The organism is Roseibium sp. RP-7 (assembly GCF_053005225.1).
The window spans coordinates 306331-323993 of sequence record NZ_JBRKQA010000001.1 but is presented as its reverse complement, the minus strand read 5'-3'; the positions used below and the strand labels follow the sequence as shown (position 1 = coordinate 323993).

16 protein-coding genes are annotated in these 17663 nt (G+C 60.0%); 10 read left to right on the top strand and 6 right to left on the bottom strand.

Annotation, left to right across the window (positions count from 1 at the left end; genetic code table 11):
• Nucleotides 1-11: 11 nt before the first annotated feature.
• Nucleotides 12-563, bottom strand: a complete 552-nt coding sequence (locus ACVDG9_RS01415) for a c-type cytochrome (RefSeq protein ID WP_022999061.1) — start codon at nucleotides 561-563, stop codon at nucleotides 12-14.
• 185 nt (nucleotides 564-748) lie between these two features.
• Here ACVDG9_RS01415 and ACVDG9_RS01410 point away from each other — a divergent pair, with 185 nt between their 5' ends.
• The 3 genes from ACVDG9_RS01410 to ACVDG9_RS01400 are packed head-to-tail and all read left to right on the top strand — an operon-like array spanning nucleotide 749 to nucleotide 3449.
• Nucleotides 749-1495, top strand: coding sequence for a 3-deoxy-manno-octulosonate cytidylyltransferase (locus tag ACVDG9_RS01410; protein WP_447237128.1), 747 nt, complete (start codon nucleotides 749-751; stop codon nucleotides 1493-1495).
• Nucleotides 1496-1524: 29 nt separating this feature from the next.
• On the top strand, nucleotides 1525-2415 hold the full coding sequence (locus tag ACVDG9_RS01405) for a prephenate dehydratase (RefSeq protein WP_022999063.1): 891 nt from the start codon (nucleotides 1525-1527) through the stop codon (nucleotides 2413-2415).
• 32 nt (nucleotides 2416-2447) lie between these two features.
• A complete protein-coding gene (locus ACVDG9_RS01400; RefSeq protein WP_152508716.1) occupies nucleotides 2448-3449 on the top strand; it encodes an adenosine kinase in 1002 nt (333 codons plus the stop codon).
• Between the two features lie 49 nt (nucleotides 3450-3498).
• Here the strand turns inward: ACVDG9_RS01400 and ACVDG9_RS01395 are convergent, their stop codons facing one another.
• Nucleotides 3499-4851, bottom strand: coding sequence for an amidase family protein (locus ACVDG9_RS01395; protein WP_447237127.1), 1353 nt, complete (start codon nucleotides 4849-4851; stop codon nucleotides 3499-3501).
• A gap of 154 nt (nucleotides 4852-5005) precedes the next feature.
• Complete coding sequence (locus ACVDG9_RS01390) at nucleotides 5006-6484, bottom strand: pyridoxal phosphate-dependent decarboxylase family protein (RefSeq protein ID WP_447237126.1); 1479 nt, start codon at nucleotides 6482-6484, stop codon at nucleotides 5006-5008.
• Between the two features lie 242 nt (nucleotides 6485-6726).
• On the opposite strand from ACVDG9_RS01390, the gene ACVDG9_RS01385 reads away from it, so the two are divergent.
• On the top strand, nucleotides 6727-8205 hold the full coding sequence (locus ACVDG9_RS01385) for a winged helix-turn-helix domain-containing protein (protein ID WP_447237125.1): 1479 nt from the start codon (nucleotides 6727-6729) through the stop codon (nucleotides 8203-8205).
• 63 nt (nucleotides 8206-8268) lie between these two features.
• Here ACVDG9_RS01385 and ACVDG9_RS01380 read toward each other — a convergent pair whose 3' ends face one another.
• Together ACVDG9_RS01380 and ACVDG9_RS01375 are read right to left on the bottom strand one after the other, a co-directional pair.
• Nucleotides 8269-9021 carry an SDR family oxidoreductase gene (locus ACVDG9_RS01380; RefSeq protein WP_031268692.1) on the bottom strand — a complete coding sequence of 251 codons (753 nt, stop codon included), beginning with the start codon at nucleotides 9019-9021 and terminating at the stop codon, nucleotides 8269-8271.
• A gap of 185 nt (nucleotides 9022-9206) precedes the next feature.
• Complete coding sequence (locus ACVDG9_RS01375) at nucleotides 9207-9560, bottom strand: cyclophilin-like fold protein (RefSeq protein WP_197923149.1); 354 nt, start codon at nucleotides 9558-9560, stop codon at nucleotides 9207-9209.
• 379 nt (nucleotides 9561-9939) lie between these two features.
• Here ACVDG9_RS01375 and ACVDG9_RS01370 point away from each other — a divergent pair, with 379 nt between their 5' ends.
• The 6 genes from ACVDG9_RS01370 to ACVDG9_RS01345 all read left to right on the top strand — a co-directional run bounded on the left by ACVDG9_RS01370 (nucleotide 9940) and on the right by ACVDG9_RS01345 (nucleotide 14366).
• A complete protein-coding gene (locus tag ACVDG9_RS01370; protein ID WP_447237124.1) occupies nucleotides 9940-10395 on the top strand; it encodes a (R)-mandelonitrile lyase in 456 nt (151 codons plus the stop codon).
• A complete protein-coding gene (locus ACVDG9_RS01365; RefSeq protein ID WP_447237123.1) occupies nucleotides 10385-11395 on the top strand; it encodes a PQQ-dependent sugar dehydrogenase in 1011 nt (336 codons plus the stop codon). The genes ACVDG9_RS01370 and ACVDG9_RS01365 overlap by 11 nt, the downstream gene beginning before the upstream one ends.
• 87 nt (nucleotides 11396-11482) lie before the next feature.
• On the top strand, nucleotides 11483-12379 hold the full coding sequence (locus ACVDG9_RS01360; protein ID WP_055659269.1) for a LysR family transcriptional regulator: 897 nt from the start codon (nucleotides 11483-11485) through the stop codon (nucleotides 12377-12379).
• A gap of 112 nt (nucleotides 12380-12491) precedes the next feature.
• Nucleotides 12492-13253: a carboxymuconolactone decarboxylase family protein gene (locus ACVDG9_RS01355; protein ID WP_022999073.1), complete on the top strand. Its 762-nt coding sequence runs from the start codon at nucleotides 12492-12494 to the stop codon at nucleotides 13251-13253.
• Between the two features lie 50 nt (nucleotides 13254-13303).
• Entirely contained in the window at nucleotides 13304-13942 is a 639-nt protein-coding gene (locus ACVDG9_RS01350; protein ID WP_447237122.1) for an NADPH-dependent F420 reductase, read from the top strand.
• A 28-nt stretch (nucleotides 13943-13970) separates the two neighbouring features.
• Entirely contained in the window at nucleotides 13971-14366 is a 396-nt protein-coding gene (locus ACVDG9_RS01345) for a (R)-mandelonitrile lyase (protein ID WP_022999075.1), read from the top strand.
• A gap of 118 nt (nucleotides 14367-14484) precedes the next feature.
• Here the strand turns inward: ACVDG9_RS01345 and ACVDG9_RS01340 are convergent, their stop codons facing one another.
• Complete coding sequence (locus tag ACVDG9_RS01340) at nucleotides 14485-17652, bottom strand: multidrug efflux RND transporter permease subunit (protein ID WP_447237121.1); 3168 nt, start codon at nucleotides 17650-17652, stop codon at nucleotides 14485-14487.
• Between the last annotated feature and the right edge of the window lie 11 nt (nucleotides 17653-17663).

Here is a 17663-nt window from a genome sequence, read left to right as displayed (position 1 = left end):
TCGACGTGATTTTACTCGGTCGGCAGCGGTGCAGGCGAATCGGCCTGTTCACGAAGGTAGGCAATCAGGTCTGCCCGGTCTTCCGGTTTACGCAGACCGGCAAAACCCATCGTGGTGCCGGAGATGAAGTTCTTCGGGGACTCCAGGAAGTGGTCCAGCTCTTCGTAGGTCCACTCCGGATTTTCTTCACCGAATGCGGTCATTGCGGAAGAATAGCCGAAACCTTCGTGGGAACCAGGCTTGCGGCCGACGACATCCCAAAGACCCGGGCCAACCTTGTTGGCACCGCCCTGCGTGAAGTCGTGGCAGGCGGCGCATTTCTTGGCCACCTTCGCGCCGTCTTCAGCAGATGCTTCGACCAGACGCTCGGAGATCGGCACCACTTCCGGAACCGCGCCAACTTCCGAGGTGCTATCCTCTGCAGACGCCACGACGATTTCATAACCCGGTTTACCCGGGATCGTCGGATGGAAGATGATGTCGGAGACAATGCCGACACCCATAGTCAGAATCAGAACCATCAGTACCGCACCAGCGGCCTTGTTCAGCGTGAAGGAATCCATTCTCTCCGGCTCCAAGCTCATACGCGTCCGGGCCCGCAGCGTCGCTGCGACCCCTATCAGCTTTTCGAATTTTGCCGGAACCTACAAATTTTTTGACCTTGCTGTCCATAGCTTTAAAAGGGCATCTGATACGACAAACGGACGCGGCACGTGTTTTTTTGCATTTCTTCCGCCCGTCCGGCTCCATGGAGACCCGATTGACCGCTGCTCTTGTGATTATCCCGGCCCGCCTCGCTGCCACCCGACTGCCGCGCAAACCGCTTGCCGACATCTGCGGAAAACCCATGATCGTGCGTGTTCTGGAACAGGCCCGCAACGCGGATATCGGTCCGGTGGCCGTTGCCTGTGACGACAAGGACATTTTCGAAGCGGTGCAGGACCACGGCGGCAAGGCAGTCATGACGCGTGCCGACCACGCTTCCGGATCCGATCGCATTCACGAGGCAGCGGGACTGGTCGATCCGGACGGAAAGCACGATGTCATCCTGAACGTGCAGGGCGATGTGCCGCTGATCGCACCGGAAGCCATCCGGGCGGCCTTTGCACCGCTCGCCATCGCCGATGTCGACCTGGGCACCATCATGACCGAGTTCACCAATACCGCCTTCCGGGACGATCCGAATTTCGTCAAGGCAGTCACCACGCCCAACGGCCACGGCCATCATCGCGCGCTTTACTTTACCAGGGCCGTCGCCCCGCACGGTGACGGCCCGTACTACCACCACATCGGCATCTATGCCTACCGCAGGGCAGCCCTGGCGAAATTCGTCCAGCTGCCGCCTTCGCCGCTGGAACAGCGTGAAAAGCTGGAGCAGTTGCGGGCCCTGGAAGCGGGCATGCGGATTGATGCCTCCGTCATCGACAGCGCGCCGATGGACGTGAACACGCCCGAAGATCTGGAACGAGCCCGGGCGGCCTATCAGACAAACTGACGAAAGACTGCCGAAAGGCGGAAAGACATATGACCGACAGAAAAAGAATCGTGTTCCAGGGAGAAACCGGTGCCAACTCGCACATGGCCTGCCGGAGCGTTTATCCCGATTACGAAGCCATCCCCTGCGCCACCTTCGAGGACTGCTTTTCGGCCATGGCCGACGGGTCGGCAGACCTTGCCATGATCCCGATCGAGAACTCCGTTGCCGGCCGCGTCGCGGACATTCATCATCTGCTGCCCAAATCGGACCTGCACATCATCGGCGAATATTTCATGCCGATCCGGTTTCAGCTCATGGCGGTCAAGGGCGCAAAGATCGAAGACCTGAAAAAGGTGCAAAGCCATGTGCATGCCCTTGGCCAGTGCCGGAACGTGATCCGTGAGCTCGGCCTGACGGCCGTCGTCGGCGGCGATACCGCGGGCTCCGCCCGGCAGATCGCCGAGCTGGGTGATCCCAGCGTCGGCGCTCTTGCGCCGGAAATGGCCGCCGAAATCTACGGTCTGGACATTCTGCGCCGGGATGTGGAGGATGAGGCGCACAACACGACCCGCTTCGTCATTCTCTCGCGCGACAAGATGGAGGCCGCGCACAACGGCCAGCCGGTCATCACGACCTTCATCTTCCGGGTTCGCAACGTTCCGGCAGCGCTCTACAAGGCCCTGGGAGGATTTGCCACCAACGGGGTCAACATGACCAAGCTGGAATCCTATCAGCTTGAAGGGCAGTTTTTCGCGTCGATGTTCTATGCGGACGTCGAAGGCCATCCGGAAGATCCGAAGGTGGCCCTGGCGCTCGAGGAGCTGGCCTTCTTCTGTGCCGAGTTGAACATGCTCGGCGTCTACCGGGCAAGCCCGTTCAGGGACAAGATCAGGGAGCCGGAATCCAACCGTGCTCTCCGGCCCAATCCCTACTCGTAACGGCGGCTACCCGACACCACCAGAGGAACTCTATGACTGAAACAAGATTTGATGCCCTGTGCATCGGCAATGCCATTTGCGACGTCTTCGCCCATGTCGAAGAGGATTTCCTGCTTCAGGAAAACCTCGTCAAAGGCTCCATGCGCCTGATCGACACCGACGAGGCAGTACGCCTGTTCGACAAGATGGGACAGACCGTCCGCATTTCCGGCGGCAGCGCCGGCAACACGGCGGCTGGCATTGCCTCGCTCGGCGGACGCCCTGCCTATTTCGGCAAGGTTGCCGAGGACGAACTGGGCGATAGCTATTATCACGACATGAACGGCACCGGCGTCTATTTCAACACGCCCCGCCTCAAGGAAGGCAAGCCGACCGCCCGGTCGATGATCCTGATCACGCCGGACGGCGAACGCACGATGAACACCTATCTGGGTGCATGCACCGAATTCGGCATCGCCGATGTTGACGAGGAAGTCGTTGCCGCCGCAGCCGTCACCTACATGGAAGGCTATCTGTGGGACCCGGCAGACGCCAAGAAGGCGTTCCTGAAAGCTGCGGAAATCGCGCATGCAAACGGGCGTCAAGTGGCGATCACCCTGTCCGACTCGTTCTGTGTCGACCGCTACCGCAGCGAATTTCAGGCCCTTCTGACCGATGGTGTCGTCGACCTGATGTTCGCCAACGAGCATGAGCTGAAGGCCCTTTACGAGACATCGGATCTGGACACTGCAGTAAATGCGGCCCGGGACTCCGGTGCCCTGACCGCCCTGACCCTCGGCGAGAACGGTGCGATGGCAATCAGCCGCGAGGAAACCGTCAAGGTTCCTGCGCAGACTGTCGACAACGTGGTTGACCTGACAGGCGCCGGCGACCTGTTTGCCTCCGGCTTCCTGTTCGGCCTTGCCCGCGACTACAAGCTCGCGGAAGCCACCGAGCTTGGCTGCCTGTGCGCCGCGAGCGTCATCAGCCACGTCGGCGCCCGGCCGGAACGGGCCTTGAAAAACATCGCCGGCCAGAGCGGCTTCGAGATCTGAACCTTTTCAGGGGCGGCCTTCGGGCCGCCCTTTTCGGAACCGGCAATTGCTATCGATGCATGCCGTGTTCCTTCGATTGCATTGCTTCAATCGCCGCCGCGATTGCCAGCACCTTTCGATCTGCCCCCGGTAGCCCATCGATTTCCAGGCCTGCGGGTACGCCGCGAACACTCCGTGCCATTGGCAAACTCACGCCAGGGGCGCCAAAGAATGTCGCCGGCACCGTGTTGCGCATGGTCTTCCAGACAGACACTTCCTTGCCGTCAACGACGACTCGCCCTTCTTCACCCAGTGCGGTTGCCGCAATCGGTGTCGTTGGAAAAATGATCGCGTCAAGTTTGTACTGCTCCAAATGCACGCAGTATTGCTTGCAACACCGGGGGAGCGACACGGAAATCACATGCTCGTATCGTGCTGCCAGGTCCTTGGCGTCCGCACCACGCAAAGCCCCGTCAAATTCCTCACGAACGTATTGCCCGGCTATGCCGGCAACGAGCGACCGAACATCGACGGCAGCGCCAGAAACCGACAAGTACTCTTCCAGCGCTCTTTCCAGCTCCCACGCACGGATTGGCTCCGACATTTCGCCAAGCCAGCTTGAAACCTCCGGCATCTCTGCCTCAACGACCGTGATGCCCCAAGAGACAAACTGGTCAACGGTTTCCTCAAACGCCCGGGCGACGCCGCTTTCCAGGCCGGACAGGAAATACTTTCCGGGAAGGCCAAGCCGCAGGCTTCGAAGGTCGATGGCAGGCCGCTCACTCTGCCCACACAAAACGGCATCCAGAAGCAGCAGATCTTCTGCCGATCGCGCAAATGAACCAGGCACATCGCGCGTTGGAAACAAGGGCATGACACCGTCAGTCTTGTAGCGGCCACTTGTGGGGCGAAAGCCGAAAACCCCGCAAAATGATGCCGGAATTCGCACCGAGCCTGCCGTGTCCGTGCCAAGAGCAGCCGGAACCAGACCCGCGGCCACGGCAGCGGCAGAACCACTGCTGCTTCCCCCCGCTGAGCGAGAAGGATCGTGCGGGTTTCGAACGGGGCCAGTGTGATCGTTGTTGCTGGTGATGCCGAAGGCAAGCTCGTACATGTTGGTCTTGCCGAAGACCAGTGCCCCGGCTTTTTCCAGTTTCGTGACCACCGATGCGGTCCTGTTGACCACGTGATCTTTCAGGCTTGGCGTTGCAGCAGTCGTCGCCATGCCGGCAATGTCGATGCAGTCCTTGATGGCAACGGGAATGCCATGCAGCGGTCCCAAAAACCCACCATTCGCCTGGTGCTCATCGGCCTTGCGCGCAGCGCTGCGGATATTTTCCGGGGCAAACTGGGTGAAGGCATTCAGGTCAACGAACCGTTCTGATCTGTCAATCAACGCCTCGACATAGTCTCGGCAGGACATTCTGCGGCCTCGAAACATCTCCACTGCTTCAACAACTGTCAGCCGCCAAAAATCCATGTCGGTTTCACCCCAAGCATCGGAACCTTCATATCATCGCTGGTTTGCAGCCCTTGTCACTTGCTGTTCTCAAAAATAATGAAGTTGGCCTACCCGGTTAAGCGGCAACTTCAATCGCGTCTGTAACGCGCAAAATTTCCCTGACAAGCAACTCGAGGTCTTCGCTTCGTGTACGGTGGTTGCAAATGGCGACGCGAAGGCTATGGCGCCCCCTGACAGTGGTATCCGAGAGCGCTGCTATACCTTCCTCCTGAAGGCGAAGCATGATTTCCGTATTCAGAGCTTTCAGCGAAGCTTCGTCCATTCCGCCCGGGTCGTACCGAAAATTCACGATATTGATCACGGTCGGGGCCATGAGCTGCAGCCGCGGTTCGTTTTCGATCCTTGCCGAGAGCTCTTTTGCCTGAGAGATGTTCTGATCGATCAGGCGTCCGAATTTTTCGACGCCGTTTTCCTTCAGCGCCATCCAGATCTTCAGTGCCGCAAATCCCGCGGATGTGCCCATGTTGAGATCGTGCAGAAACGGCGCACCGGCGATCCCGCGAGGTTTCTCCTCCAGGTATTCCGGCGACAGGGTAAAGGCCTTTCGGTGAGCCTGGGCATCGCGCACCAGCGCGCACCCTGCAGTGAACGGAACATGCAGCCATTTGTGCGGATCGAGCGCCAATGAATCCGCGGTCTCCAGTCCGGCAACAAGCCCGCGGCTTTCCGGAGCAATCGCGATCAGGGCACCGATGCAGCCGTCGACATGAAACCAGAGCCCCTCGCGTTTGCACAAGGCACTGATTGCATTCAGGTCATCAATGGCGCCCGTATTTACTGTGCCTGCAGTCGCGATCACGCAAGCAGGCTTCTTCCCGCCGGCACGATCGCCGGCTATCGCTTTTTCCAGTGCTGAAAGATCAATCTTTCCATCAGATCCGGTTGCGACACGAACCAGCGCCTTGTTGCCAAGCCCCAAGGCTTCAAGCGACTTCTGGTGGCAAGAGTGGACCTGATCGGATGCGTAGAAACGCAACTGCGAGGGGATTGCCGCCACCCCTTCGCTTCGAACATCCACGCCCGCCATCTGGTTGCGGGCGATGGTCAGGCCGATCATGTTCGCCATGGATCCACCGCTGACGATCGTACCACTTGCATCCTCGGGAAACCCGACCATCTGCTTGAGCCAACCGACGACCTGTCTGTCGACGAGGGCAGCCGCCGTGTCGCCGCCACCAAGATTGGAACCGTCGATAGCAGCCAGGAAGTCTGCAAGTGCACCTGTAAAGCTGCCCGATCCCATGAACCACATCCAGAAGCGCGGATGCAGGTTCCCCATCGAGTAGGGAAGCAGGTCTTCCTTGAGTTCTTCCAGGACGTTGTCGAGCGACGTGGATGCATGGGGCACACCTCCGGTAAATCTGGCGCGCACCTCGGGCGGCATCTGGCGCCAGAGTGGTCTGGAGCGAACGTCGCGGATATGCGCGAGCGAATACGCAAGCGCCTTTTGCGCCGTGGCTTCCATCCGGTCCCAATCATCGGGATCAAGCGTTACCTCGGCCTTGCGGGATACGGCTCCAGCCTCGTTTATCATTACTGCTCTCCCTCGATTGGAACGAACGCACGGAATGCGAATTGCGACCGCTATGATCATCGGCCCAGCTGATGCCTGCGACTTTCAACGCGGGCGGCGCTGCTCGTTTGACCTTCCGCCTTTCGTGGCCAGGAAGCTTGGAGAGAACCTTCAGAAAAACTTTAGAACCCCCGATTTTTTGATAATCTCGAGGGATGCTATTCCGTTTTGACACTTTCGAACTGGATACGGATCGGGTTGAGTTGAGAAGATCCGACGGCACGGCTGTGCCTCTGGAACGGCAAGTCTACCAATTGCTTCTGTTGCTGGTGTCCAACGGCGATCGGCTGACGACACGTGACGAGATCGTCGAAAGCATATGGGATGGTCGGCCCATCTCCGACGCCGCGATCGACAGCCGCATCAGCGCCGTGCGTGCCGCCGTCGGTGATGCTGGGCGCGAACAACGGCTGGTGCGCACCGTTCACGGCAAAGGTTTTCGCTTTCTGGGACGTGTCACTTTCGGGCAGGCAGGTCCTGAGCGCACCGAGCGAGGCCCGCCCTCGATCGGCATCCTGCCGCTTCAGACCTACAAACCGGATCCGGACCTTCAGCTTCTGGCCGAAGCCTTGCCGCACGAACTCATCCTGCAGCTGTCGCGCTTGCGCTGGCTGACCGTCATTTCACGTGGCACGACATTTCGCTTCCGGTCCCTGCCGGAGGCAAAGGCGGAGACGATCGGCGCAGCCCTGGATGCCCGCTACCTTCTGTTCGGTCAGCTTGAAAGAGACGGTACACACTTTGCGGCAACGGTTCAGTTGCTCGACACAGACTGCGACACCGTCGTCTGGGCGGAACGGTACCTGCTTGCGAAAGATGATCTTCTTCATGCGCGGGCTGTCATTGCGAGTGCGATCACTGCGGAAATTGATCTCAGAATTCATGCGCTCGAAGCTGCCCACGCCCAGAAAACGGGAACGGACCAGCTCGACGCCTGGTCGTCCTATCACCTCGGCCTGCAGCAGATGTACCGCTTCAACGCGAATGCCAATGCGGTTGCCGCAACGCATTTCCGCAGGGCCGTCGAACTCGACCCCAAGTTCGCCCGTGCGCATGCAGGCCTGTCGTTTACCCGGTTCCAGGACGCATTTGCACACTACGACGGCGACCGAGAGGCGGCCCTCACACAGGCCAAGGCCCATGCGGCAAAAGCGATGGAAGCGGATTCCTTCGATCCGTTTTCGAATTATGTCTGGGGACGGACATTCTGGCTGGATGGTGAGCTGGATACCGGCATCGTGCACATCGAGCGTGCCGTATCCCTCAACCCGAATTACGCGCAAGGACACTATGCGCTCGGCTTTCTTCAGGGGTTGTCGGGAAACGCGGAAGAGGCGATTTCGCGCGGCCGTCTTTCCTACCGCCTGAGCCCTCTTGACCCGCTGGCCTACGGAACATTCGGTACGCAGGCCATGGGTTTCCTGCATCAGCACAGGCTTGCCGAGGCTGCCGAAATGGCCGAACGCAGTGCGCTGACACCAGGAGCCCACTACCTTGTCAGCATGATCGTCGTTTCATTTGCAACCCTGGCCGGACAAACCGAACGGGCCGAGCGTTGGGCGAAAGATGTGCGGTCCCGACGTGCCGACGCGACCAGGCAAATGTTCCTGGAGGCTTTTCCCTTCAAGGACCCGCAATGGCGTGCCCGTATCGATGCCTCATTGGATGCGCATGGTTTTTAACCGCGTATGAGACCGGTGACGGCAGCGTAAATTTGCCGCCGCCACCGGTCATTTCACCGGGTCTTACCAGGGCTGATTGGCCGGACCGACGGTGAATTCGTTGACCGTCGTGTCCTCCGGCAGCGACACTGCAAACTCGACGACCGCCGCGATCCGGTCGGCGGAGATGCCGTACTGGTCGTAAAGGGCCTGGAACGCTTCGGAACTGCCCTTGTCGCTGATCGTGTTCAGAAGTTCGGTGTTGATTGCCGCCGGGTAGATGGTTGCCGTTCGGATGTTGGTGCCTTCCATGGCAGATTCCATCCGCAGGACTTCCATGAACGAGCGCACGAACCACTTGGTGCCGCAATAGACCGCACCGCCAGGATAAGCCTTCAGACCTGCAACGGAAGAGGTCGCGATGACATGGCCGGACTTCTGTTCGGCAAAGGTGGGCATGACGGCTGCAACACCGTTCAGCACGCCCTTGACGTTGACGTCGACCATCTGCTCCCACTCGTTCGTCTTGAGTGCGGAAATCGGCGAGGACGGCATGAGCCCCGCGTTCAGGAAAATGACGTCGAGTTTTCCGTAAGTGTCCTTCGCCAGTTTGACGATAGCCTCGTTTTCAGCCGGTACGGTGACGTCCAGCGCCTGATAGATGGCTTCGCCGCCAGCAGCCTTGATCTCGTTTGCGATGGTTTCCAGCTTGTCGGTGCGCCGTGCACCAAGCACGATCTTCGCCCCCTTGCTGGCCAGGAGCTTTGCGGTTGCTTCGCCGATGCCGGAGGAGGCTCCGGTAATGATAACGACTTTTCCCTTGATGTTGTCGGACATGATAGTCTCCTTGGGTTCTGAGAGTTCTTGTTCAGGCAGAGGAATGGCCCGGTTCACCGGGTCCAGACAGATCCGTTCTGCCGAAGCGAAAGCGTTTTCGAAGGTGTCGAAAATGAAGACACCTGCAGTCAGGCAATCCCGACGGGTGGACAGCCCGTTCCAGAATTTGCCGATCTTTGGCCGTATCAGTCGGCCGCTTCGATGCGGACCGAAAGCGGTCCATCACCCAGAAGGGCATCGATCGACCCGTCGAATGCGCCGAGCCTCACGAGGCCCCGGGAATTCTGAAACGGCTTGTAGAAGATCGCGATGTTTCCCCAGGGCGCGTAGTGCGTGATGTCGCCCTTTCGCGGCGTGTAGCTTGCCGGGGCTTCGGAGATATCGAGCTTGCGTGGCAGGTCCGCGACCTTTTCTGTCCCGTGATAGTCGGTCAGGGTCAGGTCGAGTGGCAACAGGGCCGCGAAGTCCCTGCCGGCGAGCGTATCGTCAAGCGTCGCCGGAAGCACAACGTCTTCTACGATCACCTTGATGCGGATCATGCGAGCCTCGTTCGATGGTTCGGTTGCGTTTCCGGAAGCCCCTGCCCCGGCGCAAAACAGTGTCATTGCCAACGAGAGCAATCTTGACCTGAAAGCGGGCATTGCGGGGTTCCTCCGTTCTGTTGCTTCCAATCTAGGCGTCAGACCAACAAGGATTAAGCCCCCTTCAGGTACTGCCTCTCATGAGCAGCACTCATTAATCCGCACCCAGGTCACACCGGAAGGAGTGGAGCTCGTGGACAGACGGACAGCTCCACCGGGTTCATGAGTGATCCTCATGACTGCTTCCGACAGAGCCACCATTATCCACGCGTGCGACTTGCCTACGTTCTTGAGGAAGGCCGAAAGGCCGCCTCACGACTGATGGAGACGACCTGAGATGAAACGCACCCTTGCAACGCTCGCACTCGTTCTTGCGGCTCCGGCTGCATTTGCACAATCCATGGAAATAACCCGCTCCGAAACCCTGGCGGGCCAATTGGGAAGCGGCGACTATTTTACCGGTACAGCCTATGTCGCCCCTGTTTTCCCGCCTGTCATGAACGATGTCAGCGCCGGTCACGTCACGTTTCTGCCCGGAGCCCGCTCCGCCTGGCACACGCATCCTGCGGGCCAGATGCTGGTCGTGACATCGGGGACCGGCTGGGTGCAGGAGCGCGGCCAGGAAAAGCAGATCATGCAGGCCGGTGATGTGGTCTGGTGCCCGTCTGATGTCGAGCATTGGCACGGCGCGACCGACACCACGGCCGTTTCCCATTACGCAATTCAGGCGACGGTTGACGGGTCCGCCGTTGCCTGGGGCGATCATGTGACGGACGAAGAATATGGCCAGTAAGCTTGCCGTCCACTTTTGTGGCGTCTTGTTTGCGATGCTGGTACCGGTGTCCGCCTCTGCAGCGGACACCGTGCTGAACGGCCTCGACTATCCCTGGGATATCGAAGCCCATGGCGGCAAGATCTATGTGACAGAGAAGAGCGGAACAGTCGGCATTCTTGCCGAAGGTTCCTTCACGCGCCTTCCCGTCGAGACCAGTCAGCCGATCCTGGATGACCGCGGCGGCGGCCTGCTTGGTCTGGCCATCAGCCCGGACTTCCCGGACACCGGCCGCATCGTGCTCTACCAGCACTACGGCACCCCGGACGCCCGGATGAACCGTGTCATCGAGGCCGAACGGCTCGGGGATCGATGGAAAGAGACACGTGTTCTTATCGACGCCATTCCGGGCCACCCGCTTTACAACGGCGGACGCGTGGCCTTCGGTCCCGACGGCATGCTTTATGTCACCACCGGTTGGACCGAAAACAGGGAGCGTCCGCAAGACCTCGGCAGCCTTGCCGGGAAGATATTGCGCGTGACGCCGGACGGCGAAATCCCTTCGGACAATCCGTTCGTGGGTTCACCGGTCTGGTCGCTCGGCCACCGCAATCCCCAGGGCCTTGCCTGGGACGCCTCCGGGCAGCTCTTCGCAGCCGAGCACGGCCAGTCCGGCCATGACGAGGTGAACCGGATTGAGCGGGGCGGCAACTACGGCTGGCCGCTGATCCAGGGCGATGAAACCCGCGACGGCCTGCTCGCACCGCTGGCGCATTCGGGCCAGAGCACCTGGGCGCCTTCCGGCCTGACCTCGGACGGTGACCGGCTGCTTCTTGCGGGCTTGAGAGTGAACGGCATTCTGGAAGTGACCACCGATGGCCGGGTATCCGAAGCCTACCAGGCCGGAGAACGTATCCGGGACGTGCTTGTGTCGGATGGCGTGATCTATGCAATCACCACAAACCGGTCTCCCCGGCGGGAAGGGGCTTCTGAAGACAGGCTGATCCGGCTTGATCCCTGATTGCATAATCGATGGACCTCATGAGCCCGGCACATATATGTGGGAGAGACAGTGATGATTCTGGATGATCAGAACGGGACCTCCCACATGCTCCGAGAAAATATCAATGATCTCATCGCGCTTGCGGCTGTTGCGGAGGAACGCAGTTTCACGCGGGCCGCAGCGCGGTTGAACGTGTCTCAGTCCGCCCTGAGCCACACGATCAAGGGACTGGAGCAACGCCTGGGCCTGAGGCTTTTGACGCGGACGACCCGGTCGGTCGCTCCCACGATCGAAGGCGAAGACCTTCTGGCTACTTTGACACCATGCCTCGAAAAGATCGAAGCCCGGCTTCAGGCACTCAACGATGCACGTGACCAGCCCACCGGAACAGTGAGGATCGTCGCCACGGAATACGCCATAGAAAGCCTCCTCTGGCCGAAGCTGTCTCCGGTTCTCAAGGCCCATCCGCTGGTCAATGTCGAATTCGTCATGGACTACGGTTACACGGACCTTGCCGATTCCCAATGTGACGCAGGTGTGCGGTATGGCGAACAGGTCAGCGAGGGCATGATCTCGATGCGTATCGGTCCGGACGAGCGCATGGTCTGTGTCGGATCACCCGACTATCTGGACAGGGTTGGCGAGCCGGAAACACCCCAGGATCTCGCGGACCATAGTTGCATCAACCTGCGGCTTTCCACCCATGGCGCACTCTATGCCTGGGAATTCGAAGACAAGGACGGCAACGAAATCCGGGTGAAGGTAAAAGGACAAGCCTGCTTCAATACGATCAACCCGGTCATGCGTGCGTCCGTGGACGGTCATGGACTGGCACTGGTTCCCGAAAGGTTGGCGCAGGAACATCTTGCGGCCGGAACCTTGCGCACATGTCTTTATGACTTCAGCCCGTCGTTTCCCGGTTTTCACCTTTATTACCCCAGCCGGCAAAAGCCCTCGTTCGCCTTCCAGGTCGTCCTGGATGCCCTGCGGGATCGCGGTTGAGCCCACTCATGAGGTGACGTCATGAGTGGCTTGAAAGACCCGGTTATTAAGATACGTTTTTTGCGCTCCAGATTAGCAGGGTAATTGCCCACTTGCCGAAAGGGAGCTCCCGATGAAATCCATTCTCACCGCAGCCGGTCTGGCGTTGATGGCCACGACTGCAGCCGCTCAGGACGCGGCAGGAACCTTGCCTGCAGCCGTTGGCCGCGTTGCCCCGGCACTTGAAGCCTATGCGAAGGATGATCTATTCGGTGCGGAATGGAACGGGGCAGGCCTTTCCAAGAGAGACCGGGCACTGGTCACCTTTGCTGCCCTCATGACGCGGCACGAGACCGGAAATCTTGCAAGCCATGTATCGTTGGCTCTCGATTCAGGCGTTACCCCGGCAGAGATCTCCGAAACCATCACCCATCTCGCCTTCTATACAGGCTGGGGCAATGCCACCGCGGCCGCCGAAGCAGCCGCGCCGGTGTTTGAGGAAAGGGAGATCACCATTGAAGACCTGCCGGCCTCCGACCCGGACCTGCTGCCGCTCAACGAAGAGGCCGAAGCTGCCCGTGAAAACCTCGTACGCGGCAACTATGCGGATGTGAGCATGGGTGTTGTGGACAACACGCGTGAGCTGCTGTTCCGCGATCTCTGGCTGCGTCCCGATCTCGCGCCCCGCGACCGGAGCCTCGTGACGGTTGCCGCCTTGATTGCAGCCGGTCAGCCCGAACAGATGACATTTCACCTCAATCGCGCCATGGACAATGGCCTGACACAGGAAGAAGCCGGTGCCATGCTTTCTCACCTGGCATTCTATGCCGGTTGGCCGAAAGTGTTTTCGGCTTTGCCGGTTGCCAAGGCCGTGTTCGAAAAACGCGCACAGTGACCGGTTCCCGCCGAAGCCGGCCTTGCCGCACGAAAGATCGGAACTGAGACATGAAGATAGGCATTCTGGGGTCAGGTCTGATGGGCGCCAAGCTTGGACAGCTCTGGGCGCGTTGCGGCCATGAAGTGACCTTCGCCTATTCCCGCAGCCGCTCGAAGCTCGAGCGTCTCGCCCAGGCGGCAGGCGCTTCGCACGGGTCGGTGGCGGATGCAGTCGAGAACGCGGACGCGCTGCTGCTGGCCGTTCACTGGTCGCGGGTGAACGACGTCCTCGCGCAAGCCGGGGATCTATCCGGAGCCGTGGTCCTGAACTGCTGCGTGCCCCTTGATCCGACGAACACGGATCTGGTGGTCGGCATTCAGTCGTCCGGGGCCGAAGAGCTGGCTGCCATGCGGCCGCAGGCCCGCTGGGTTTCCTGTTTCAACACGGTTCCCTCCGAGGCTTTCATGCCGGTTTTTTCGCAAAAGGAACGGACACCAAGGCCGCAAGTCCTGGTTTATGGGGACGATGCCGGTGCGAAGGAAGTCGCCGGTCTCCTGATCCGGGATATCGGTTTCGATCCTCTTGAAGCCGGCCCACTTCGCACGGCCCGCTTCGCAGAACCCTTTGCCATGGTCACCGCCGAGTTGGCCTACAGCCAACCCGGGGGGCCTGCCCTAACCTACCGTTTTGAAAAGCTGCGCGGCTGACCGCGCAACAAGCATCAGGGAGTTGAAAATGAAAATCATCCGTTCCGGGACTGCTTCGTCCGTCAAGGGGCCAGACGACTGGTTCACTGGCACTGTGCGCATCGACCCGCTTTTCCAGGCCGAAGAACCCGGCCGGACCGGCGGTGCCCATGTCACCTTCGAGCCCGGCGCACGCACGGCCTGGCACACCCATCCGGCCGGACAGACGTTGATCGTGACCTTCGGCCGTGGCCGGGTTCAGCGCGAAGGCGGCCCCGTGGAAGAGATTTCCCAGGGTGACGTCGTCTGGTTTCCGGCCGGAGAAAAGCATTGGCACGGTGCCGCACCCGATACGGCCATGAGCCACATCGCCATTCAGGAAAGCATCGACGGCTCCCCCGTCACCTGGATGGAGAAGGTCTCGGACGAAGACTACACCGGCTGAACAACCGCCAGCCGGGCCGAACGGCCCGGCTGCCATGCCTCGGAGAATGTCCGTTCTCCGACACCTGCGACTGACGTCCCCCGTGCTGTTCACCAACGGTTGGAGGACGTTCACGTATTCACGCTGATTGCCGGCTGTTCCCGTCAGGCAATTCCTCGTCTTCGGTACTCCGGGGAGTGGAATCGGCGGCCTTGGACCTGCGGCCGAAGAGCTTCGAAACGACGACGTAGAATGTCGGCACCAGAAGCACTGCAAGCACCGTTGCCGATATCATTCCTCCAAGAACACCCGTACCGATTGCTCGCTGGCTGGCCGAACTGGCGCCCGTCGCAAAAGCAAGCGGAACCACGCCGAGAATGAAGGCGAATGACGTCATCAGGATCGGCCGGAAGCGCAGTTTCGACGCTTCGACCGTTGCTTCCAGCAGGGAACGCCCCTCGTTCCTGAGATCCCGGGCAAACTCGATGATCAGGATGGCGTTCTTGGCAGACAGTCCGATGATCGTGATCAGCCCCACCGTGAAATAGATGTCGTTGGGCAGGTTTCGCATGGTGACCGCAACGATGGCCCCGACTGCGCCAAGCGGAACGACAAGCATCACGGCGATTGGAACCGACCAGCTTTCGTAGAGCGCGGCAAGGCACAGGAACACGAAGACGAGCGACAGGCCGAGCAGGAAGGGAGCTGCGTTGCCTGAAGCCTTTTCCTGGTACGACAAGCCCGTCCATTCGTAGCCGAAACCATGCGGCAAAGACTGGAAAAGCCGTTCCATTTCTGCCATCGCCTCGCCACTGGTGTGGCCGGGCGCAGGGCTGCCGCTGATCTTGATCGCCTGGAGACCGTTGTACCCGACCACTTGCGTCGGCCCCAGTTCCCAGCGCGCACTCGCGAAAGCGGAGAGCGGCACCATCTCGCCGCGGCTGTTGCGGGCGTTCAGGTCAAGCAGGCTCGCAACGTCCATCCGCTCGGCCGCTTCTGCCTGAACGATGACACGCTGCATCCGGCCAGCGTTCGGAAAGTCCGCGACATAGCTTGATCCGATCGACGTGGACAACACCGCATTGATTTCATCGAAGGCGACCCCGTAGGCGTTCGCCTGCCGTCGATCGATATCGAGCATGATCTGCGGAGCAGGCGGCAGACCTTCGATGTAAGGGTATTGCAGGATCGGGCTTTGCCAGGCCATGCCCAACAGGGCGTTGGCAGCCTGCACAAGCGCGTCATTTCCGTGATTGGCACGGTCCTGCAAACGGAAACTGAACCCGCTGGCATTGCCGAGCGCTGCAATGGGCGGCGGCGTCAGGGTGAACACGGAGCCTTCCGGAATGCCGGCAAGTGCTCCCAGGGCCGAACCGACGATGGCTTCGGAAGAATCGCCCGGTCCTCTTTCCGACCAGTCCTCGTAGGTTGCGAAGGAGATCCCCGCGTTCTGGCCGTTGCCGTTGAACCCGAAGCCAAGGATCGAGACGATTTTCCTGACGCCTGACCTGTTCATGAAGAAGTCATCGACCTGATCAAGAACACCGGCGGTCCGCTGCGCGGTAGACCCGGCCGGCAATTGCGTTGCGGCGATAGCATACCCCTGGTCTTCCACCGGCAGAAAGCCGGATGGCAGTCGAACATAGGTGTAACCCAGGCCCGCCAGGATCGCCATGTAGATCACCATCATGCGGTAATTGCGTTGAACTGCCCCGCCGACGACGCGGCCGTAGCCATTCGTCGTCTTGCCGATCAACCAGTCGAACCCACGGAAGAACCAGTTCTTGTGATGGGCATGACCTTCGGGGATTGGTTTCAGGATCGTCGCGCACAGCGCCGGCGTAAGGGTCAAAGCCATGAAGGCCGAAAACACCATCGACATGACGATCGTCACTGAGAACTGCTTGTAGATGATCCCGATGGCTCCGGGAAAGAACGCCATCGGAACAAACACCGCAATCAGGACGACCGTGATGCCGATGACGGCACCCGTGATCTGCTTCATCGCCTTGACGGTCGCCTCTTTCGGCGGAAGACCTTCCTCGGCCATGATGCGCTCGACGTTTTCGACAACCACGATCGCATCATCGACCAGGATACCGATCGCAAGCACCATCGCGAACATGGTCAACACGTTGATCGAGAACCCGAATAACTGCAGCGCGGCACATGTTCCCAGCAAGGCGATCGGCACGACAAGTGACGGGATCAGCGTGTAGCGGAGGTTCTGCAGGAACAGGAACATGATGACGAAGACCAGCACCACCGCCTCGATCAGCGTGTGAATGACCTTCTCGATGGAAATCGAAACAAAGGGCGTGGTGTCATAAGGGATCTCGAAACTGACGCCCTGGGGAAAGTTTGCCGCCAGTTCCGCCATCCTCGACTTGACAGCGTCGGCGGTCACCAGCGCGTTTCCACTCGCATTCAACTGGATGCCGATCATCGCGGCTTCCTGACCATTGATACTCGAGGAGATCGCATAACTTTGCGCGCCGAATTCCACGCGCGCCACGTCTCCGAGGCGCACCACGGATCCGTCGGGGTTGGCCCGCAGTACGATTTCCGCAAATTCCTCGGTGGTCGACAACTGACCCGTGGTCGAGACGGTGGCCGTAATTTCCTGGCCAGCCGCACTCGGCTGGGCTCCAATGCTGCCGGACGACACCTGGGCGTTCTGTCCAGCAATCGCGCCAGTCACGTCCCTGGCTGTCAGGTTGAGGCCGACGAGCTTTTTCGTGTCGATCCAGACGCGCATCGCCCGTTCTGTTGCGAACAGTTGCGCCTTGCCGACACCAGGCAGACGTCGCAATTCATCAATGACATTCCTGGCTGCGAACTCGCCCAGGTCGACAGCATTCAAACGTCCGTCCGTCGAGACAAGGCCGACAAAGAGCAGAAAGGAGCTGCTCGTTTCCTCGACCCGCACCCCTTGCTGGCGAACCGAAGGCGGCAGGCGCGCCTCCACACGGCTGATCCGGTTCTGCACATCCACGGTCGCGACCTGCGGATCAGTGCCCGCTTCGAACGTGATGTTGATGGTCACGCTGCCTTGCGCATCGCTGACGGAATCGAAATAGAGCATCCCCGTCGCGCCGTTCATCTCCTGTTCGATGAGCTTGGTGACACTGTCATAGAGATTTTCCGGTGTGGCGCCGGGATAGCTGGTTGTCACCTCAATCGTGGTTGGTGCCACGTTCGGATATTGGGAGATGGGCAGGAACGGAATTGCGATCGCACCTGCCAGGGCAATGGCAAGTGCAATGACCCAGGCAAAAACGGGCCGTTCGATGAAATACTGCGGCATTTGGAAGGACC